Genomic DNA, 18,847 nt, shown 5'->3' on the forward strand with positions numbered 1-18,847 from the left:
TCCTTCTCCCCCCGGGAGAAGGTGCCCCGAAGGGGCGGGATGAGGGTACGGACGCGCGCGCAATGCAGACCGAGGCGCCGCCTTCAGCCCCGACACCTTGCAGCGAGACACGACATCGCCGCTACCGCAACGCCCCCAGCAACCACGCCCACGTCGGCAAGGTGACCAGCGACAGCAGGATGCCGTAGCCGACCAGGGCGGCGGCCAGGCGCGGCGCCAGGCGATGCGAGATCGCCAGCAGCGCGGCGGTGATCATGGTCGGCATCGCCGATTCCAGCACGTTGGCCTGCAGCGCCTGCCCGCGCAGGCCCAGCGCCCACGACAGCGGCCAGGCCAGGGCCGGCAGCACCAGCAGCTTCAACAGCAGGCCGGCGGCCAACGGCGCCAGTTCCTCGCGCGGCAGCCGCAACTGGATCGAGAACCCCACCGCCAGCATCACCAGCGGCAGCATCGCGTCGGCCAGGTGCTGCAGACCGGAGGCGATCCACGCCGGCGGCTGCGCCGGCATCAGGGTCAGCGCGAACAGCAGCGCCCACAGCGGCGGGAACCGCGCCATGCGCAACACCGTCTGCCGCGGTGACGGCGGCGCCTCGCCGCTGTAGCGCGCCAGTACGTACAGGCCGAAGCTGGACAGCAGCACGAAGGTGCCGAACTGATCGTAGACCACCGCATACGGCAAGGCCGCCTCGCCGAGCAGCGCGCGCACCATCGGGTAGCCGATGAAGCTGGAATTGCCCAGCGCCACGCACAGCAGCAGCACCGCCTGCTGGTCGCGGCGCAGCCGCAACGGCCCGCGCAAGGCCAGCATCGCCAGCGCGCTCACGCCGGTCAGCAGCCACGGCGTCAGCATCAATCCGAGCAGTTCCAGGTTGAACTGCAGGCGCGGCACGTAGATCAGCACCGAGGCGGGCAGGCACAGGTACAGCACCACCCCGTTGAGCACCTCGGTGGTGTTGGCCGGCAGGACGCGCTGGCGCGCGAACAGCTTGCCGAGCGCGAGCATGACCAACATCAGGGCGAACGCATCGAAAGCCATCGGCACAGCACGACATCAGCGGGTACGCGGCATCATCGCATGGCATGCGCGCGTGGGCCGTCGAGGCGTCGCGCAGGGCGGGCGACCCAGGCCCCGGCGGCGGCCTGGCCACACGCTGGCCGGCAACGACAGGCAGGGATCCGGCGCGAGTAGCCGGAGCAGCGACTCGGGCGGCGACCGACACGTCCCGCACGCGGCATCTTTATGCGGCCGCTGCCGATGCCACGCCGACCTCGCGTCCAACGGCCGGCCGCATGTCCCTGCAGGAGCGATGACGCCGTCTCCAGCGCCATCAACCACGAGACGCGCCATGGAGCGCTGGGCGTGGACATCCATAGATGCAAGCAGCGGCTTCAGCCGCGACCGGCGCCTAACGCGATCTGCATCCTGCGAGCGCCGATGCAGCCACCGAAGCCGCGCCTACCTTGCGCTTCGCGGCAGGCGGGCTCTCCATGCGGGAGTCAACTTTCATGCAGAGGCGACCCGCGAAGCGGCACGCTTTTCGATGGCGCCATGCGTCGGGACTGAAGTCCCTCCCACACTGCACCCGGCGAACTCGCCGCAAGCCCCTGTGGGAGCGACAACACGTTGCCCTGTACGATCGGCCACGACCAGCGCCAAGGATTGCGCCGGTCGCGCCGCGCTCCTTGCACGCGCGTGTCTCAGGGCCAGGCCGGCGGCGCTGCCTTCCAGGCGGCCTGCACCTCGGCCAGGGTGGCGCGCTCGTCGTCGCGCCAGGTCGGCAGCAACGCGGCGAAATCGGCGCCGGCGCCCCATTTGTCCGGCCAGGTGCGCGCCGCCGCGGCGTACCACTTCACCGCCTCGTCCTTGCGCCGCAACCGCCACAAGGCCAGCGCCAGGGTCGGCGGGAGCCAATCCGGCGCTGCCGGGCGGCCGTTGACCAGGGCGCTCCACTCGCTCAACGCGCGCCCCGGGTCGCCGGCGCGCAGCAGGTCCCACCCGTAGTTCCATTGCACCTGGCGCCGCTGCATGCCGGCGGGCAGTCCATGCAGCGCCGCCTGGTACAGCTGTTCGCCCAGTTCGCGGCGGCCGCCGGCCATGGCGATGCCGGCCAGCTGCGCACGCGCCTCGTGGGCGTCGGGATTGCGCTGCACGGTGCTGGCCAGGCGATCGACCAGGGCATCGCCGCTGCCGGCGATGGCGGTCACCGGACGCGTGGTGCTGCGGTCTTCGTCGAAATAGAACTCTTTGGGTGCCGGCAATGCCTGCGCCCGCACGGTGGCCGCGGTGGCCAGACCGATGCAGGCCAGCATCGCGGCCACTGCGTATGTGTATGCCTTCACTGCTGCAATCCCCTGGAGTGATCCCCTCACCCGGGTCCCATCCTACCCCGCCCGCGCCGGCACGGACGAGAACGAGCGCAAAAATCGCCACTGATACAATCGGGGCGATCGCGCGCGGCAGGCGCTGCGCGCCCGCCAGCCTTCCATCTCCGGGCAAGCCATGAACCGCATCGCCGATCCGCGTCCGTCGTCCTCCCTTGCCGCCGCGACCACCGACGGCGTGGATACCGGCTATACGCTGGAAGACAAGTACACCCGCACCGACGGCCGCATCTACCTGTCCGGCGTGCAGGCGCTGGTACGGCTGCCGCTGATGCAGCAACTGCGCGACCGCGCCGCCGGACTGAACACCGGCGGCTTCGTCAGCGGCTACCGTGGCAGCCCGCTGGGCGGTTTCGACCTGGAACTGTGGCGCGCGCGCAAGCATCTGGACGCAGCCAAGGTGGTGTTCAAGCCCGGGCTCAACGAGGATCTGGGCGCGACCATGGTCTGGGGCACGCAGCAGACCAACCTGTTCCCCGGCGCACGCGTGGATGGCGTGTACGCCATGTGGTACGGCAAGGGCCCCGGCGTGGACCGCTGCGGGGACGTGTTCAAGCACGGCAACGCCGCCGGCACCGCGCGCCACGGCGGCGTGCTGGCGCTGGCCGCCGACGACCACGCCTGCCGCAGCTCGACCCTGCCGCACGGCTCGGAGGACGAGTTCGTCAGCGCGATGATGCCGGTGCTCAATCCGGCCGGGGTGCAGGACATCCTCGACATGGGCCTGCTCGGCTGGGCGATGAGCCGCTACACCGGGCGCTGGATCGGCTTCAAGACCATCGCCGAGACGGTGGAATCGTCGGCCTCGGTGGAAGTTGACCCGTTCGCGCGGCAGATCGTGCTGCCGGAGGATTTCGACCTGCCGCCGGGCGGTCTCAACATCCGCTGGCCGGATCCGCCGCTGGACCAGGAAATGCGCCTGCATCGTTATGCCGTGCGTGCGGCGCAGGCCTTCGCCCGCGCCAACGGCATCGACCGCACGGTGATGGACGCGCCGCAGGCGCGGCTGGGCATCGTCACCACCGGCAAGAGCTACCTGGACGTGCTGCAGGCGCTGGAATACCTGGGCCTGGACGCGGACGCCTGCGCGCGCATCGGCATCCGCGTGTACAAGGTCGGCATGACTTGGCCGCTGGAGCCGCTGGGCATCGCCGCGTTCGCGCGCGGGCTGCAGGACATCGTCGTGGTGGAGGAGAAGAAGGCCTTCATCGAGCGGCAGATGAAGGAACAGTTCTACAACTGGCCGGCCAGCGCCGGCCCGCGCCCGAGCATCGTCGGCAAGTACGACGAGGCCGGCGAATGGATTCTGCCGTCCACCGGCGAGCTGACTCCGGCCACCATCGCCGGGGTGATCGGCAAGCGCATCCTGCGCCTGACCCAGGCCACGGCGCTCGACACCGACTCGATCGAACAGCGGCTGCGCTGGATGGAGGCCAAGGAAGCGGAGATGGCGTTGCCGCGTGCCAACTTCCCGCGCGTGCCGCACTACTGCTCCGGCTGCCCGCACAACACCTCCACGGTGGTGCCGGAGGACTCGCGCGCGCTCGGCGGCATCGGCTGCCACTACATGGTGACGTGGATGGACCGCGCCACCGACACCTTCACCCACATGGGCGGCGAAGGCGTCACCTGGGCCGGCCAGGCGCCGTTCACCGACACCCCGCACGTGTTCCAGAACCTGGGCGACGGCACTTATTTCCACAGCGGCTCGCTGGCGATCCGCCAGTCGATCGCCGCCGGCGTCAACATCACCTACAAAATCCTCTACAACGACGCGGTGGCGATGACCGGCGGACAGCCGGTGGACGGCACCCTCAGCGTGCCGGACATCGCCCGGCAGATGCGCGCCGAAGGCGTGCACACCATCGCCCTGGTCAGCGACGACATCGGCAAGTGGACGCGGCGCCGGGAGCTGTTCCCCAGCGACGTGGACTTCCACGACCGCGGCGAACTGGACGCGGTGCAGCGGCGCCTGCGCGAGGTCAAGGGCACCAGCGTGCTGATCTACGACCAGACCTGCGCCACCGAGAAGCGGCGCCGGCGCAAGCGCGGCAAGCTGGCCGATCCGCCCAAGCGCGTGCTGGTCAATTCGCTGGTCTGCGAAGGCTGCGGCGATTGCGGCGAGAAGAGCTTCTGCGTGTCGGTGCTGCCCAAGGAGACCGAATACGGACGCAAGCGCCAGATCGACCAGTCCAACTGCAACAAGGACTACTCCTGCGTGTCCGGGTTCTGCCCCAGCTTCGTCACCGTGCACGGCGGGCAGCCGCGCAAGGGCCGCAAGGCCGACGCCGCGGCACTGCTGGAGCAACTACCGGCGCCGACCTTCCGCAGCGACCTGAGCCAGCCCTGGAACATCCTCATCACCGGCGTCGGCGGCACCGGCGTGGTCACCATCGGCGCGCTGCTGGGCATGGCCGGACACCTGGAGGGCAAGGGCGCCAGCGTGCTCGACCAGACCGGCTTGGCGCAGAAGGGCGGCGCGGTCACCACGCATATCCGCCTGGCACGACAGCCCGAAGACCTGCACGCGGTGCGCATCGCCGCCGGCGAGGCGGACCTGGTGCTGGGTTGCGACATGGTGGTGGTCAACGACTACTGGGCGCTGTCCAAGGTGCGCGGCGACCGCTCGCAGGTAGTGCTGAACACCTACGAGGCGATGCCCGGCACTTTCACCACGCATGCCGACATGCAGTTCCCCGCCGCCGAGATCATTGCCGGCGTGCGCCTGGCACTGGGCGGGCGCGATCCACTGCTGCTTGACGCCACGCAGCTGGCCACCGCGCTGCTCGGCGACGCCATCGCCAGCAACCTGTTCATGCTCGGCTACGCCTGGCAGCAGGGGCTGGTGCCGCTATCGCATGCCGCGCTGATGCGCGCGATCGAACTCAACGGCGCAGCCGTGGCGATGAACCAGCAGGCCTTCGCCTGGGGCCGCCTGGCGGCACTGGACCTGCCGGCGGTACGGCGTGCCGCCGGCCTCACCGATCCTGCCGCGGACGAGCGCGAACGCCACGCCTTGGGCCTGCAGCAGCTGCCGCCGGGCGAGTGGGAAGGCCACGAAGCCGGCGCCAGCGCCGCGCCGCGCAATCCATCCAATCCACGTCCGGCGCGCGAACTGCCGGCTGGCGCCGACAGCAGCGAGGCCGGGTACGCGTCGCTGGACGACAGCCGCCTGTCGCGCTCGCTGCACGAGCTGATCGCACGTCGCCATGCCTTCCTGGTCGACTACCAGGACGCCGCCTACGCCGCGCGCTACACCGCGCTGGTGGAGCGCGTGCGCGCCGCCGAGCAGCGCGTGGCCCCGGCCTCGACCGCGCTCACCGAAGCGGTGGCGCGCTACGCGTTCAAGCTGATGGCCTACAAGGACGAATACGAAGTGGCGCGGCTGTACACCAGCGGCGCGTTCGCGCAGCAGTTGCAGACGCAGTTCGAAGGCGACTACCGCGTGCGCTTCCACCTGGCGCCGCCGCTGCTGGCGAGCAAGGATGAGCAAGGTCGGCTGCGCAAGCGCGAGTACGGCCCATGGATGTTCACCGCGTTCAAGTGGCTGGCCAAGCTGCGCGGCCTGCGTGGCGGCACCTTCGACGTGTTCGGCTACAGCGCTGAGCGGCGCGGCGAACGGCAGCTGATCGTGGACTACGTCGCCACCGTGGACGAACTGCTGCAGCGGCTGCAGGCGGACAACCTGGCGCTGGCGGTGCAGATCGCCAGTATCCCGGAGCACATCCGCGGCTACGGCCACGTCAAGGAAGCGCACCTGCACGACGCCAAGCAGCGCGAAGCGCGGCTGCTGGCGACCTGGCGCAATCCGAAAGCGCTGCATATCGTGCAGGCGGCCTGAGCGGGAGGCGCAGCGCCGCCACCGTGAGGCGGCGGCGCAGCAGCGGCATCGAAGGCGACTGATGGAACGCAGCGCGGCCCAAGCCGCGCCTGCAACGCTGCCGCGATCCCTGGTGCATCTGCGTCTGCCGTAGGCGCGGCATCGGCCGCGATCTGAAGTCCATCAGGACGCAGGCCTGCCGCCTCGCCCAGGGTGGCTCGCTGCGGACCGCCACCACCCGAACCTTGCGCGGATCGCCATCGGTCCACGCTCGCACCATCATCGAAGGAGCATCGCGTGAAGCTGGGCAGACTCGCATGTGTGGCGCTGGTGGGCGCCCTTCTGCTTTTCTACCTGCTGGCAGAGCATGCCGGCCCCTGGATCATGCCGCGGTTCATCACGATCCGTGTCGTGGCGGGACCCGATCGGCCGCTCTCGGGTGCGAGGATTCGCGTCCTGCAGGACGTGTGGTCGATCCCGTGCCTGAGCTACATGGGGATCTCCGGCGCGAGTTGCTCATCGGGCAAATGGACGGTCTTCCATGGCCGCCTGGATCGCAACGGCGAAGCGCGGGTGTTGGTCTTCCAGGCAGCCGGGCTGCGGGCCGACTCGTATATCGCCTGCATCGATGGGAACCAGTACGAGGGCTACTTCGCGTACACCGATTGGCCGGAGCAGCAGGACGTGCAGCGTCTCACCCTGGACTACAAGCGCCTGGAGCAGCAACGAACAGGTTGCATGAACGGCTATGGAGAAGAACGGCTGGCGGCTCCGGCCTGGTGGGACGCCGCCTTGAAGGAAGACGCGGAAGCGGAGGCGCAAGCCAAGGCTGAGGCGCAGGCGGATGCGCAGGAGGACGATCCGTTGCAACCGACGGTTCAAGAACTTCCAGATCGTTCGCCGACGTCGGACAGTCTGTAGGGGTAAGGCCGTAGGAGCGGCTTCAGCCGCAACCTGCCAGGTCACCAGGCCACGATGCGGCCGATGCAAGCGAATTCCACGCGCCAGCAACATGCAACCGGATCCCGGCCGGTCGCGATGGTGTCGATGACGGAAGGGACTGCGCGTCGGGACTCAAGTCCCTCCCACATGGTTGCTTCCGTATACTCCGCATACGACACAGCGGCCCCAGGCAAGCGGCCGCTGTGTCGTATCAAGACGCGATTGGGTCGAGTGCCACTGCCACGTGACAACTCGACCGAATGGCACTCAACTCAACGAACGTTGAAATCAGACCCGCGGATCGGGCGGGTTGCCGTGGCCGGGACGATCGTAGCGATCGGAATCGAAGGCTTCGCGCACGGCCGCCTTGGCCTGCGCCCAGCTCAACCGCGAGCGGTCCTTGACGCGTTCCCAGCCGCTTTCCAGATCCGACTCCAGGCGATCGTCCCAGACGCGGTCACGGTAGCGGCTGCGCGCCTGCACGCCGTAGCGGTAGGCCGGGCGGTAGTCGTCGTAGCTGCTGTCGGTCCCACGGTAGTCCACGGTGTCGAAGCGATCAGCGTAGTAGCGGTCGCTGTCCTCGTAGGTGCGGTAGGTGGCATCGGCGCGCTGCCAGGAATCGCGCGCCGCCAGCCGCGCCTCGTCCCACTCCAGGCGCGAGTCGCCACGGCGCGTGCCCCAGTCGTGCGACAGCTCGCGCTCGTGGTCCTCCCAGCTGCGCGACGGATCCTGCTCGCGTGCCTGCAGGCCCAGCCCGTAGGCGGCGGCGTAGTCGCGGTCGTAGTCGTAATCGGCCTTGACGTAGTCGCGGTTGCGGTATTCCTCGCGCCAGTAGGCATCCTCGCCGGTGGGGTCGATGCGCTCGGCCACGCCCTTGCCCGCCGCCGCGCCAGCGACCACGCCGACCGCCGCGCCGATCAGGGTGCCGAGCGGGCCGAACACGGTGCCGGCCAGCGCGCCCGCGGCCACGCCGCCAGCGGTGCCGCCGATACCGACGCCGACCGGATGCGAGCCCGGGGTGCCGGAGATCGGGTCGCGATTGAGATCGCGGGATTCGTCGTTGCTATGCATGGGAACGCTCCGTCGCAGAAGAAAGGTGCCGGCCGTTGCTGGTTTGCAGCGGCCGGTGTCGGCGCACAGTCGCAAGCCGGCGGTGAATCGGCCGTGGCATTGCAGTGAACCCGCCATGAGGGAGCCAGTGCGTCTTCGTCACCCGGACGCAACGCATGGGCGTCAGGTCGATGGCCTCAGCGTTGCGGAGCTTGGCAGGCAACGCCCTGCGGCAAGGTGGCAGCGGTTAGTGAAGTGCCACCGTGCAGACACGTGGCGATGACATTGCTGACGCACTCAGATTGGCAGCGTCACTACACTGCATAGCGCCGCGGCGACGTTCGTACTGCCGTACTGTCGCAGCCGTATTGCACGCATGCCGCGAGGCGTTGCGACAGAGGAAACGAGCGGCGTGCGCATGCCATCATGGATGCGTGACGACACGCGTGTACGACGCACGCTAGCGTCGCACACCCGCCAGCCGCGCCGTCGCGCTCAGCCGCGCTTAGACGCGCCGCCAGACCAGGCAGCGATTGTTGGCTGGCATCGCCACGTCCTCCTGCAACGCCAGGCCCTGCGCCTGCGCCAGCGCGTCCACCGCCTCGGCATCGCGAATGCCGCTGGCCGGGTCGCGCGCCTTCAGCCACGCATCGAAGTCGCGATTGCTGTCGCTGGTGAAGGCGCCGCCGTAATTGAACGGACCGTACACCACCAGCATGCCGTCGGCGCTGGTTGCCAGCAGGTGGCCGACGCCAGCGAAGAAGGCCTGCACCGCCTCCCAGCCCATGATGTGCAAGGTGTTGGAAGTGAACACCGCATCGTAGCCGGTGTGGGGCCACGGCCCTTCGCGCACGTCCAGCGCCAGGGGCGGCGGCGTGTTCGGCAGGCCCGCCGACTCCAGCCACTGCGCGATGCCGGGCAGGTGCTCGGCGCGCTCGCTGCATTGCCAAGTCAGCTGCGGCAGCGCCGCGGCGAAGTGCACCGCGTGCTGGCCAGTGCCGCTGCCGATCTCCAGCACGCGGCGGCGGTCGGCGAACTGCCGCTGCAGCACTTGCAGGATCGGATCGCGGTTGCGGTCGCAAGAGGGGGCGTAGGGTCGATCGCTCATCGTGTCGTGCACCTGTCTGCGCTGGGCCATGCCGCGGCGCCACGCAACGGCGCAAGCGGCGGCGACAGCCGGCTTATCCGCGCGAGCGCACGAAGATGCGCTTGCCGCCGCCTTCGTTGCCGCGCTCCTCCAGTTCGAAGTGCGCCGACAGCCGGCGCAGCAGGTCGCTGAGTTTCTTGTGCCCGTACAGGCGCGGATCGAAATCCGGGCGTACCTTGTTCAGATAGCTGCCGACGCTGCCGAGTCCGGCCCAGCCCTGGTCGTCGGAGGCTTCCTCGATGGCCTGGCGCAGCAGCGTCAGCGGCGCCGGCTTGGTCTCGGCCACGGCCGGCGCCGGCTCCGGTTTGGCCGGCGTCGCGGCCGGCTTCTTGCGGCCCTTGGCCGCCGGCTTGGCTGCGGCAGCGGGCTTGGTTGGCTCGGCGGCGCTGGCCTCGCTGCGCAGCACTTCGGTGTAGATGAACTTGTCGCAGGCCTGCACGAACGCGTCCGGGGTCTTGCGCTCGCCGAAGCCGTACACGGTCGGCCCTTCCTCGCGCAGGCGCTGCGCCAGGCGAGTGAAGTCGCTGTCGCTGGAAACCAGGCAGAAGCCGTCGAAGCGGCCGGTGTAGAGCAGGTCCATCGCGTCGATGATCAGCGAGCTGTCGGTGGCGTTCTTGCCGCTGGTGTAGGCGAACTGCTGCACCGGGCTGATCGAGTGCTTCAGCAGCGCCTGCTTCCACTGGGTCATGCGCGTGCTGGTGAAATCGCCGTAGATGCGCTTGACGCTGGCCAGGCCGTACTTGGCGACCTCGGCGAGCAGGCCTTCGATCACCGACGGCTGCGCGTTGTCGGCGTCGATCAGCACCGCCAGCCGTGGCTGGTCGTCGTCGCTGTCGGAACGATGGCGGGTTTTCATGGCGAAGTACCTGGCAGAGAACGGAGACGAAGGCGGCCACAAGGCAGCGGCCGCCACTGTGCCACCGCCGCGCGACAACGGCCAGTCGCGGCGCGCAGTACGCCGGTCAGTCCTGCGCCGTTGCCGGCACCGCTGCCGGCAACGGCGGCAGGTCCAGGTGCCGGCGGAAGAAGCGCGCGATCACCCGCAGCGCCTGCTGGCTCTCCGGCAATGCGGTGTTCAGGTGGAAAGCGTGGCCCATGCCATCCCACACGTGCAGGTCGGCCTCACGACCCAGATCGACCAACCGTGTATGGGTGTAGGCGACATTGCTCAACTCCGCCGCGCGCGTGCCGGTGATGAACAGCAGCGGCGGGAACTGCGCCAGCACCGCATCGGAGAACACCGGCGACACCAGCGCATCGTGGAAGTCCTCGCCTTCGCCGTAGTACAGGTCCTCCATGATCGGCAGCGCCCCCTGCGCGTCGGGCAACGGCGCGTCGTTCACCGCCGCCACCACGTAGCGCGAATCGCCGCGGTAGCGCGCGTCGCCGCCGGCGCAGAACATGCCCGCCGCCGCCGGCATCGGCAATTTCTCCTTGGCGAACCAGGCCAGCGACTCGCCGGTCAGCACGCCGCCGGCCGAGCAGCCGAACAGGCCGATGTGTTGCGACGCGTAGCGCTTGAGCGCGGCGCGGTAGACCGTGGCCACGTCTTCGCTGGCGGCAGGAAAGTGGTGTTCCGGGCCTTGCCGGTAGTCGACGCTGACCACGGTGACGCCGGTCATCGCCGCCACGGGAATCGCCTCCATCATCCCGAACGAGGCCGCGCTGCCCATCACGAAGCTGCCGCCGTGCAGTTCGATCAGCAGCCGCTGGCGCTGCGCCGGCGATGCATCGCGCGGCTGCACCAAGGTCACCGGCACGCCGTCCCAGGTAGTGCGCTGCAGCGTCACCCCATAGCGTTCGCGCAGGGGTTCCACCACGGTCTTCGCCCAGGCTTCCGTCTCGGCGCGGATGCGCGGCAGTTCGCGGCGCAGCGTGGCGTGGTCCATCTTCCCCAGCGGATCGCCGTGCGCCATGTCCTTGCGCGCAGCCGCCTGCGCCTGCGGGCTGAGGAAGGGCGACAACGGCAGATCGAACGCCGGCATGTGCCGCACCCCATCCTGCGGCGCATCGGCCGCGGCCTGCAGGGCCGACGGGAGCAGCCCCGCGATCAGCGCCAGCAGGCGCACTCCTTGCTTGTACTTCGCTCCGCTCACGTCCACCTGCCCTCCACGGCATCGATCGATCGGCGAGGATACCGGGACAGCACGGGCGCGACTTTGCACGATCCCGCCGTTTCGCCGATGCGGCGCTATCTGCGTGCCGGCAAGGCCTCGTAGGCCTGGCGTACTGCCGCCTCGCCGTAGCGGCGCTCCAGCCGGCGCACGATGAAGTGGCCGCGCGCCATCGCCTGGAAGTGCGAGATGAACACCGTGTTGAGCAGCGCGCCGCTGGCTGCGCCGACCAGCGGCACCGCCTGTGCCGCCAGCTTCTCGCTGACCGTGACCGAGAACTTGGCGGCGATGCGCGACAGCAGCGACACCAGCACCGGCGCGCCCTTGCTGCCCAGGCCATGCGCGGCGATGTACTGCGCCGCGGCGCTGAGTTGTTGCGCCATCGCCGCGCGCACCGCGAAATAGCCCGATTCGCTGCCGTCGTCGCGTTGGCTGCGGCCGCCGTGCGCCAGCACCTCCAGGCAGGCCAGGGCGGTGGCCGGATCGTCCAGGCGCTCGCCTTCGGCGCGGGCGATGTCGGCGATCGAACGCAGCATCAAGGTGGTGGTCAGCGGCAGTTCCACCACCAGCCCGGGCAAGCCGAAGAAGCCGCCGGCGGCGCCGGTCGCCGCCACCGCGGCCCCGTGCAGGCGCGGCCGCGCCCGTTCCGGTGCCTGCGTCCGCAAGGTCAGCAGTGCAGAGCGCAGCGCCACACGCAGCGCGCGCTGGCTGACCGCATCGATGCGCGAGGACAGCATCTTCGGCATGCGCTTGCTGATCAACGCCTCGATCGGCGCGCCCACCGTATTGGCGATCTTGGCCGCCAGGCCGGGGTGTTCCAGCAGCGCACGCGCCTGGGCCAGGTCGCGGTGGTCGGCGGCATCCATCACGGGGACGGGCAGTAGCGAGGTCATGGCCGAGGCTCGTGGCGAAGGAGGCGACAGCATGCACCGGGCGGCGGCGGCATGGTGTCGAGGGCCGATGACCGCGGCAGGACATTCAGGAATCGGCGGAACATCCCCGCTAGATCCGCTCCAGCACGCGCTGGTGGGTGCGCGGCCCGAACCGGCCCACCACCGCGGCGGCCAGCAGCAGGCTGGCGGCAATGAAGCCCAGCACACCGCGGTGGCCGGTGCGGTCCAGCAGCATGCCGATCAGCAGACTGCTGGCGGCGGTGGACAAGCGGCTGAAGGAATAGCAGAAACCCACCGCGCGGGCGCGCAGCGCAGTGGGGAACAGCTCGGCCTGGTAGCCGTGGTAGGCGAAGCTCATCCAGGCATTACAAAAGGTGACCGCCGCGCCGCAGGCGACCAGCAGCAGCGGCTGCTGCTGCCAGGCGAACAGCAGGCCGAACAGCACCGCACCCAGCGCCGATACCACCACCTGCCACTTGTTCTCCCAACGCTGCGCCACGCCCATCAGCAGCAGCGGCGCAAGCGGATACGCCAGCGAGATGGCGAAGGCGTAGCCGAGGCCGTGCACGCTGTCGGCGCCCTGCCGCGCCAGCAGCGCCGGCAGCCAGTTGCCGAAGCCGAAGAAACCGATCGCCTGGAAGATGTGGAAGCTCACCAGCATCGCCATGCGGCGCCGGTACGGGGCCTGCCACAGCGCGGACAGCGGCGGCGTCGGCACGGCCGGCACCGACGTCGGCTCCGGCGCCGGCAACGGCCGCCCCAGGTCGGCGGCGCAGCGCGCCTCCAGCCGCTGCAGCACCGCGTCGGCCTCGGCGTGGCGGCCCTGCGTGGCCAGCCAGCGCGGCGATTCCGGCAGGCGGCTGCGCAGCCACCACACCGCCAGCGCGAAGCCGCCGCTGAGCAGTGCCACCCAGCGCCAGCCGCTCATCCCCAGCGGCGCGTGCGGCACCAGCGCCCAGGCGCTCAACGCCACCGCCGGCACCGCCAGGAACTGCACGCAGAACGCCAGCGCGAACGCCGCCCCACGCATCTGCCGCGGCACCATTTCCGACAGATAGGTGTCGATGGTGACCAATTCGATGCCCAGGCCGATGCCGACCACGCCGCGCCACAGGATCACCCCCAGCCCGCTGTGCTGCAGGCCCATCGCCACGGTGGCCGCGCTGTACCAGAGCAGGGCGAAGGAAAACACCGCGCGGCGCCCGAAACGATCGACCAGCGGGCTGAGCAGGCTCGCGCCGAGGAACAGGCCCAGGAACGTCGCCGACGCGAACGCGGCCTGGTCGGCGATGCCGAACACACCGGCCGCGCCCTCGGCGAACAGGCCGTCGCGCAGCAGGCCGGGGCTGAGGTAGGCGGTCTGGAACAGGTCGTACAGTTCGAAGAAGCCGCCCAGCGCCAGCAGCGCGACCAGGCGCCACAGGGTTCGGGTGGGCGGCAGGCGTTCCAGGCGCGCCGCCACCAGGGCGACGGGATCGGAAGCGGCAACGGCGGCATCGCGCATGCGGGCAGGTCCTGGGGGAGGAAACGCGCCGCCGCATGCTGCCCGATCCGCGTGCACGCGCGCCACCGCGTCAGGCGAAAACTGCCGACCGCGCCGGATCGGCGTTCAGCCGGGGGTCGGCTTCGGCGCTGCCGGTCGCCGCGGGTGCCGGCAGCGCGTCAGCGCAGGAACAGGATGTCCAGGTCGCGCTCGGGCACGAAGTCGCGCTGGCGGAACTCGAAGGTCAACGCATCGGTGCGCTGCAGTTCGCCGTCGAAGCACAGACTGAGGAGGTCGCCGGGCGCGCGCTTCTTCAGGGTCAGGTGGAAGTCCTGGATCGGCCCCTTCCAGTTGGCGCCGGTGCGCAGCACGTAGCGCAGGTTGCCCCATGCCAGGCCGTCGGCGCCGGCGCGGCGGCGCATGCGCTGCTGCATGGCGGCGTCCAGGCAGGTGCTTTTGGCGTATTCGCCGATCAGGTCGCTGACCGGCATCGGCACGCCGGTGGCGACGCTGGGCACATAGCTGTGGCGGATCGCCACCGCGTCGCCTGCCGGGAAGCGCTGCTGCCAGACGAAGTACTCGCTGAGGGTGAAACGCGGCTGCCCGTCCGCATCGAGCCAGCGTGCCGGCAGCGGCTTGCGGCCGGCTGGGAGGGTGCCGCTCTCGACGTACGCGGCCAGGTCGTCGGGCGTCCAGCCGCTGGCCGCCCACGCGCGCGAGATGTCGCTGGCGTCCAGCTTCGCCACCAGCCGGCGCTCGGTACGCACCGGCTTGCCGTCCACCCACAGCTTGAAGTCGGTGAGCGTGCTGTGGTCGGCCATGCCGAAGTACATCGGCGGCATCGGGAAGGCGATCGGCACCAGCAGGTCACGCGTGCTGGTGTTGGTGAACACGTAGTCCACCTGCACCCGATCCTCGCTGATGAACAGGTCTTCCTTGCTCATGCGGATGTCCGGCTGGCGGATCAGCTCGATCGAACCATTGGCGTCGCCGATGCTGCTGTCGTTGGCGAAGGCGGCAGCGGCGAACAGCAAGGGCGACAGCAACAGGGGCAGCAGGCGGCGCGGCGAGAGGGTGGCGGTCATGGGCATCGGGGGAATCGGCGAGAGACGGCGCCGCGGCCGCAGCGCGGCACCGGCGAACGGGCGGGCGTCATGGTAACCGCGGCGGCATGGCCTGCCGCATCGCACCCCGCCACCGCCTTTGCTACGGTAGCCGGCGCCGCCACGGGGGGAAGGCCATCGCCATGTTCAGAGCATTCGCAGCGCTGGCGCTGCTGGCATCCGCCGGGCTGGCCGCGGCGCAGGCGCCGGGCACGCGCAGCTACGCCAACCCGATCGACCTGGATTACCGCTACAACTTCAAACAACTCAACGACGGCCTCTCCTACCGCACCGGCGCCGACCCGGTGTTCGTGCGCTTCGGCGATGCCTACTACCTGTTCCAGACCCTGGCCGACGGCTACTGGCGCTCCAGCAACCTGCTCGACTGGCAGTTCGTCACGCCCAGCCGCTGGCCGTTCGAGAGCATCGTCGCGCCGGCGGTGGTCGCCGACGGCGACCGCCTGGTGATCATGCAGTCGGCCTTCGAACCGCGCCCGCTGCTGCAGACCCGCGACCCGGCCAGCGGCACGCTCGACTTCCTGACCCGGCTGCTGCCCAAGCTGCCGCGCGCCCAGCCGATCGGCACCGAGATGAAGGGCCGCCCGCTCAGCGACGTGCCGCCCGGTCCCTGGGACCCGGACCTGTTCATCGACGACGACGGCCAGTGGTATCTGTACTGGGGTTCGTCGGACCGCTACCCGCTGTACGGCATCGCCATGGATCCCAGCGCGCAGGGATTCGCCTTCCGCGGCACGCCGACGCCGCTGCTTGCGCTGGATCCGGCGCAGCACGGCTGGGAGCGCTTCGGCCCCGACCACCGCGGCGCCCGCTTCCCCGACGGCAGCCCGATCGGCAGCTTCCTGGAAGGCGCGTGGATGACCAAGACCGGCGGCCACTACTACCTGCAGTACGGCGCGCCCGGCAGCGAATACAACGCCTACGCCAACGGCGTGTACGTCGGCGAGCACCCACTCGGCCCGTTCGTCTATGCGGCGTACAACCCGGTGGCGTACAAGCCCGGCGGTTTCATGCAGGGCGCCGGCCACGGTTCCACCTTCCAGGACGCGCACGGCAACTGGTGGAACAGCGGCACCGCCTGGATCGGCGCCAACTGGACCTTCGAACGGCGCATCGTGCTGTTCCCCGCCGCGTTCGCCGCCGATGGGCAGATGCGGGTGTCCACCCGCTTCGGCGATTTCCCGCATTGGATGCCGGAGGGGCCGGTGGCCGACCCGGAGGCGCTGTTCACCGGCTGGATGCTGCTGTCCTACCGCAAGCCGGCCACCGCCTCGTCCACCCTGGACGGCTTCGACGCCGACCGCGCTACCGACGAGGACCCGCGCAGCTACTGGGTGGCCGCGCGCAACGCGCCAGGCGAAACTCTCACCGTCGACCTGGGCGGGGAGCGCAGCGTGCGTGCGGTGCAGGTCAACTTCGCCGACTACCGCGCCGGCCGCTACGGCGATGCGCCGGACATCTACACCGCGTTCCGGCTGCAGCACTCGCGCGACGGCCGCCATTGGCTGCCGCTGGCCGAGGTCGGCGACGGCGCCGACCGCCGCGACCGGCCCAACGCCTACCTGCAGTTGCCCGTGCCGGTGCGTACCCGCTCCATCCGCTACGTGCACGGCCACGTCGGCGCCGCGCACCTGGCGATCAGCGACCTGCGCGTGTTCGGCAACGCCGACGGCGCCCCGCCACCGGCGCCGACCGGCGTCGCCGTGCAACGCGACGCCGACCGCCGCAACGCCCGCGTGCGCTGGCAGGCGGTGCCCGGCGCCGTCGGCTACAACGTGCGCTGGGGCCTGCGCGCCGACCGCCTCACCCTCACCTACCAGGTGTTCGCCGACCGCGGCACCGACCTGGAGATCCGCGCGCTGAACCTGGACCAGGACTACGTGTTCGCGGTCGAAGCCTTCGACGAGCGCGGTGTCTCCCCGCTGAGCACGCCCATCGCCGTGCCATGAAGCCATCACCGCCCTTCCCGTATGCTTGGCGCCACCTCGACCGCGCACCGGCGATGCGGCGCGCGGCAGGATCGGCTGCCGATCGAAGGAGAAGGACGATGCACCAGCACCAGGGAACCCAGGGCCCGCGCCGGCTGCGCGCGTGGCTGATCGCCGCGATGGTCGCCGGCGTGTGCGGCAACGCCGCTGCGCAGCAGACCGACCCGCGCGATGCGCAACTGCAGCAACAGCAGCGCCTGCTGCAGCAGCAGGCCGAGCAGATCCAGCAGATGCAACAGCAACTGCAGCAGATGCCGCCGCCCGGCACGGGCGCCGAGGGCGGCACCCCGGGCGATGGCCTGTCCGCCACCTACCACGACTGCCGCAAGCAGGCGCAGGGCCTGGACGAGAGCCGCCGCTGCATCCAGCGCGAACAGCGCGTGCAGCAGGAGCGCCTGGACCGCGCCTACGACAAGCTGCGCTACCGCCTCAGCGGCATGGACCGTTCCCGGCTGATGGATGCGCAATACACCTGGCAGCAGTCCAACGAACAGGCCGCACACCTGGACCGGGCGCTCGGCGCACGCGGCCAGGAAGCGGCCCTGCAAAGCGCCGAAGCCACCCTGCGCCGGATCAGCTCCCGCGCCGACGAACTGGAAGGCTATACGCGCGGCGGGCGTTGAGGGCGCTACAGGGCGGGAAGCTATCGGACGATACGCGACAAGAGCGATGCTCTGGCGATTGTCCGAGGGGCCAGGACACTGCTAAGTTTTTTCCAAAGCGTTGCACGGAGGCCGGCATGGGACAACGGGACCAGATTCGCAAGCGGAGCGCGCTGGCACAACTGCCGCACCCTGGCCTCTCCTCAGCGCTCCGATGGGCAGGTGCACGCCGGTTGGCCGCATTTTGCCTTGGCGCCTTGTCCGCTGTGGGGTTGAGTGCCTCGGTCGCGGCGGCGCCTCCCCTGCCGTCGGGTGCGGACTTGCTGGCAATGCGAAGCGACGCGCTGCGTCCGACATATTCGCAGTGCCTCTCCAAAGCGACACAGCAAAACGCAGAGGAACGCTGTATCGACGAGGAATTTGCCTATCAGGACAGTGAGTTGAATCGGGCTTATCGCGCCCGAATGGCGGCCCTGCCTTCCGCAAAAGAGCGGGCAGCGTTACAAGGTGCGCAACGCCAGTGGATCGCGCAGATCTACCAGGACCGTTGCAAGCTGGCGGATCAGGCGAGCCCGGCGATGCGCCTGGATGCGAAGCAGTGCAGATTGGCCACGACGATCAGTCGCCTGCGCCAACTTAACGATCCGCGGTTCGTCGCGTCGATCAGTGCCGCCAAACCGATGACGCCATCGCCCGATGCAAACTCGGTGGTGAAGGAGTTCACTGCCGCCGGGCTGCCGGATGCGGCGGGACAGGTCGCCTTTCCACTGGGCGATCTAAGCCTGCAGGTCGCAGACGCGCAGTGTCGCGACACCGGCGGGCTGCTACTGCGTTGCGCACCCGCGACGGTCGTGGTGCAACGCCCGGCGGGCAGACAGTCCATCCCCGTTCCATCGTTGGTCTTCCTGAATAAGACAGCGGATCAGCGGGAGTATGTCGCCGCCTATCGCGGCGCCCTCGCCCAACAGGGCGAAGAAAGTGAGGGCCTGCGCTATACCGCGATCGTCTCGGACATCAATGGCGATGGCAACGACGATCTGCTGTTGTGGACCGACTTTTCCGGCCGCCTCGGCGCGCCTGCCTATACCTATTATCTATTCGATCCAAAGACCAGGCGCTTTGTGAAGAGCGAGAAGCTCGCGCAGGCGACCCGCGGCCTCACACTCTCCGGCATCAACGGCACGACCCTGCACCTGTGGTCGGAAGAAGGACAATGCAAGCGCACCATGGTGACGCTTGCACTGCGTGGAACGACACCGACGCGGCATTCGAGCAAGACCATCGATTTCTGCAAATAGCTAAGTC

Annotated in this window: 14 protein-coding genes; 5 read left to right on the forward strand and 9 right to left on the reverse strand. The window is 69.6% G+C overall.

Features of this window, described 5'->3' with window-relative positions; all coding sequences use genetic code 11:
• Window positions 1–121: 121 nt before the first annotated feature.
• Both GGR64_RS19515 and GGR64_RS19520 read right to left on the reverse strand, forming a co-directional pair.
• Entirely contained in the window at window positions 122–1,036 is a 915-nt protein-coding gene (locus GGR64_RS19515; RefSeq protein WP_184647943.1) for an AEC family transporter, read from the reverse strand.
• 662 nt (window positions 1,037–1,698) lie between these two features.
• Window positions 1,699–2,310 carry a tetratricopeptide repeat protein gene (locus GGR64_RS19520; protein WP_184647945.1) on the reverse strand — a complete coding sequence of 204 codons (612 nt, stop codon included), beginning with the start codon at window positions 2,308–2,310 and terminating at the stop codon, window positions 1,699–1,701.
• A gap of 190 nt (window positions 2,311–2,500) precedes the next feature.
• On the opposite strand from GGR64_RS19520, the gene GGR64_RS19525 reads away from it, so the two are divergent.
• Both GGR64_RS19525 and GGR64_RS19530 read left to right on the forward strand, forming a co-directional pair.
• Entirely contained in the window at window positions 2,501–6,223 is a 3,723-nt protein-coding gene (locus GGR64_RS19525) for an indolepyruvate ferredoxin oxidoreductase family protein (RefSeq protein ID WP_184647896.1), read from the forward strand.
• Window positions 6,224–6,499: 276 nt separating this feature from the next.
• The gene (locus tag GGR64_RS19530) at window positions 6,500–7,123 is read left to right on the forward strand and encodes a hypothetical protein (RefSeq protein WP_326520383.1); all 624 of its coding nucleotides are present in this window, start codon (window positions 6,500–6,502) and stop codon (window positions 7,121–7,123) included.
• A gap of 309 nt (window positions 7,124–7,432) precedes the next feature.
• On the opposite strand, the gene GGR64_RS19535 is transcribed toward GGR64_RS19530, so the two are convergent.
• From GGR64_RS19535 to GGR64_RS19565, 7 genes are all read right to left on the reverse strand, one after another.
• On the reverse strand, window positions 7,433–8,215 hold the full coding sequence (locus tag GGR64_RS19535; protein WP_160964708.1) for a hypothetical protein: 783 nt from the start codon (window positions 8,213–8,215) through the stop codon (window positions 7,433–7,435).
• Window positions 8,216–8,699: 484 nt separating this feature from the next.
• Window positions 8,700–9,302 carry a DUF938 domain-containing protein gene (locus GGR64_RS19540; protein WP_184647898.1) on the reverse strand — a complete coding sequence of 201 codons (603 nt, stop codon included), beginning with the start codon at window positions 9,300–9,302 and terminating at the stop codon, window positions 8,700–8,702.
• Between the two features lie 73 nt (window positions 9,303–9,375).
• Entirely contained in the window at window positions 9,376–10,197 is an 822-nt protein-coding gene (locus GGR64_RS19545; RefSeq protein WP_184450227.1) for an NYN domain-containing protein, read from the reverse strand.
• A 106-nt stretch (window positions 10,198–10,303) separates the two neighbouring features.
• Entirely contained in the window at window positions 10,304–11,395 is a 1,092-nt protein-coding gene (locus GGR64_RS19550; RefSeq protein WP_260303511.1) for an alpha/beta hydrolase, read from the reverse strand.
• Window positions 11,396–11,532: 137 nt separating this feature from the next.
• Window positions 11,533–12,348, reverse strand: coding sequence for an EcsC family protein (locus tag GGR64_RS19555; protein ID WP_184647900.1), 816 nt, complete (start codon window positions 12,346–12,348; stop codon window positions 11,533–11,535).
• Between the two features lie 109 nt (window positions 12,349–12,457).
• Window positions 12,458–13,852, reverse strand: a complete 1,395-nt coding sequence (locus tag GGR64_RS19560; protein ID WP_184647902.1) for an MFS transporter — start codon at window positions 13,850–13,852, stop codon at window positions 12,458–12,460.
• 158 nt (window positions 13,853–14,010) lie between these two features.
• Window positions 14,011–14,916 carry a DUF4424 family protein gene (locus tag GGR64_RS19565; protein ID WP_184647904.1) on the reverse strand — a complete coding sequence of 302 codons (906 nt, stop codon included), beginning with the start codon at window positions 14,914–14,916 and terminating at the stop codon, window positions 14,011–14,013.
• Between the two features lie 161 nt (window positions 14,917–15,077).
• Here GGR64_RS19565 and GGR64_RS19570 point away from each other — a divergent pair, with 161 nt between their 5' ends.
• The 3 genes from GGR64_RS19570 (at window position 15,078) to GGR64_RS19580 (ending at window position 18,840) form a co-directional block, all read left to right on the forward strand.
• A complete protein-coding gene (locus GGR64_RS19570; RefSeq protein WP_184647906.1) occupies window positions 15,078–16,901 on the forward strand; it encodes a family 43 glycosylhydrolase in 1,824 nt (607 codons plus the stop codon).
• A gap of 98 nt (window positions 16,902–16,999) precedes the next feature.
• Entirely contained in the window at window positions 17,000–17,563 is a 564-nt protein-coding gene (locus GGR64_RS19575; protein WP_184647908.1) for a DUF1311 domain-containing protein, read from the forward strand.
• Between the two features lie 116 nt (window positions 17,564–17,679).
• Window positions 17,680–18,840 carry a lysozyme inhibitor LprI family protein gene (locus GGR64_RS19580; protein WP_221236295.1) on the forward strand — a complete coding sequence of 387 codons (1,161 nt, stop codon included), beginning with the start codon at window positions 17,680–17,682 and terminating at the stop codon, window positions 18,838–18,840.
• Window positions 18,841–18,847: the final 7 nt, after the last annotated feature.

Origin of the sequence: Xanthomonas sp. 3307, assembly GCF_014199735.1 — a bacterium.
Lineage (GTDB): Bacteria > Pseudomonadota > Gammaproteobacteria > Xanthomonadales > Xanthomonadaceae > Xanthomonas_A > Xanthomonas_A rydalmerensis.

What these genes read in the sequence shown, in the direction of transcription:
- GGR64_RS19575 (WP_184647908.1), top strand. Translation starts at nt 17,000, where the DNA reads ATGCACCAGCACCAGGGAACCCAGGGCCCGCGCCGGCTGCGCGCGTGG.
- GGR64_RS19580 (WP_221236295.1), top strand. Translation starts at nt 17,680, where the DNA reads ATGGGACAACGGGACCAGATTCGCAAGCGGAGCGCGCTGGCACAACTG.
- GGR64_RS19515 (WP_184647943.1), bottom strand. Translation starts at nt 1,036, where the DNA reads ATGGCTTTCGATGCGTTCGCCCTGATGTTGGTCATGCTCGCGCTCGGC.
- GGR64_RS19540 (WP_184647898.1), bottom strand. Translation starts at nt 9,302, where the DNA reads ATGAGCGATCGACCCTACGCCCCCTCTTGCGACCGCAACCGCGATCCG.
- GGR64_RS19555 (WP_184647900.1), bottom strand. Translation starts at nt 12,348, where the DNA reads ATGACCTCGCTACTGCCCGTCCCCGTGATGGATGCCGCCGACCACCGC.
- GGR64_RS19565 (WP_184647904.1), bottom strand. Translation starts at nt 14,916, where the DNA reads ATGACCGCCACCCTCTCGCCGCGCCGCCTGCTGCCCCTGTTGCTGTCG.
- GGR64_RS19560 (WP_184647902.1), bottom strand. Translation starts at nt 13,852, where the DNA reads ATGCGCGATGCCGCCGTTGCCGCTTCCGATCCCGTCGCCCTGGTGGCG.
- GGR64_RS19520 (WP_184647945.1), bottom strand. Translation starts at nt 2,310, where the DNA reads ATGCTGGCCTGCATCGGTCTGGCCACCGCGGCCACCGTGCGGGCGCAG.
- GGR64_RS19545 (WP_184450227.1), bottom strand. Translation starts at nt 10,197, where the DNA reads ATGAAAACCCGCCATCGTTCCGACAGCGACGACGACCAGCCACGGCTG.
- GGR64_RS19570 (WP_184647906.1), top strand. Translation starts at nt 15,078, where the DNA reads ATGTTCAGAGCATTCGCAGCGCTGGCGCTGCTGGCATCCGCCGGGCTG.
- GGR64_RS19535 (WP_160964708.1), bottom strand. Translation starts at nt 8,215, where the DNA reads ATGCATAGCAACGACGAATCCCGCGATCTCAATCGCGACCCGATCTCC.
- GGR64_RS19525 (WP_184647896.1), top strand. Translation starts at nt 2,501, where the DNA reads ATGAACCGCATCGCCGATCCGCGTCCGTCGTCCTCCCTTGCCGCCGCG.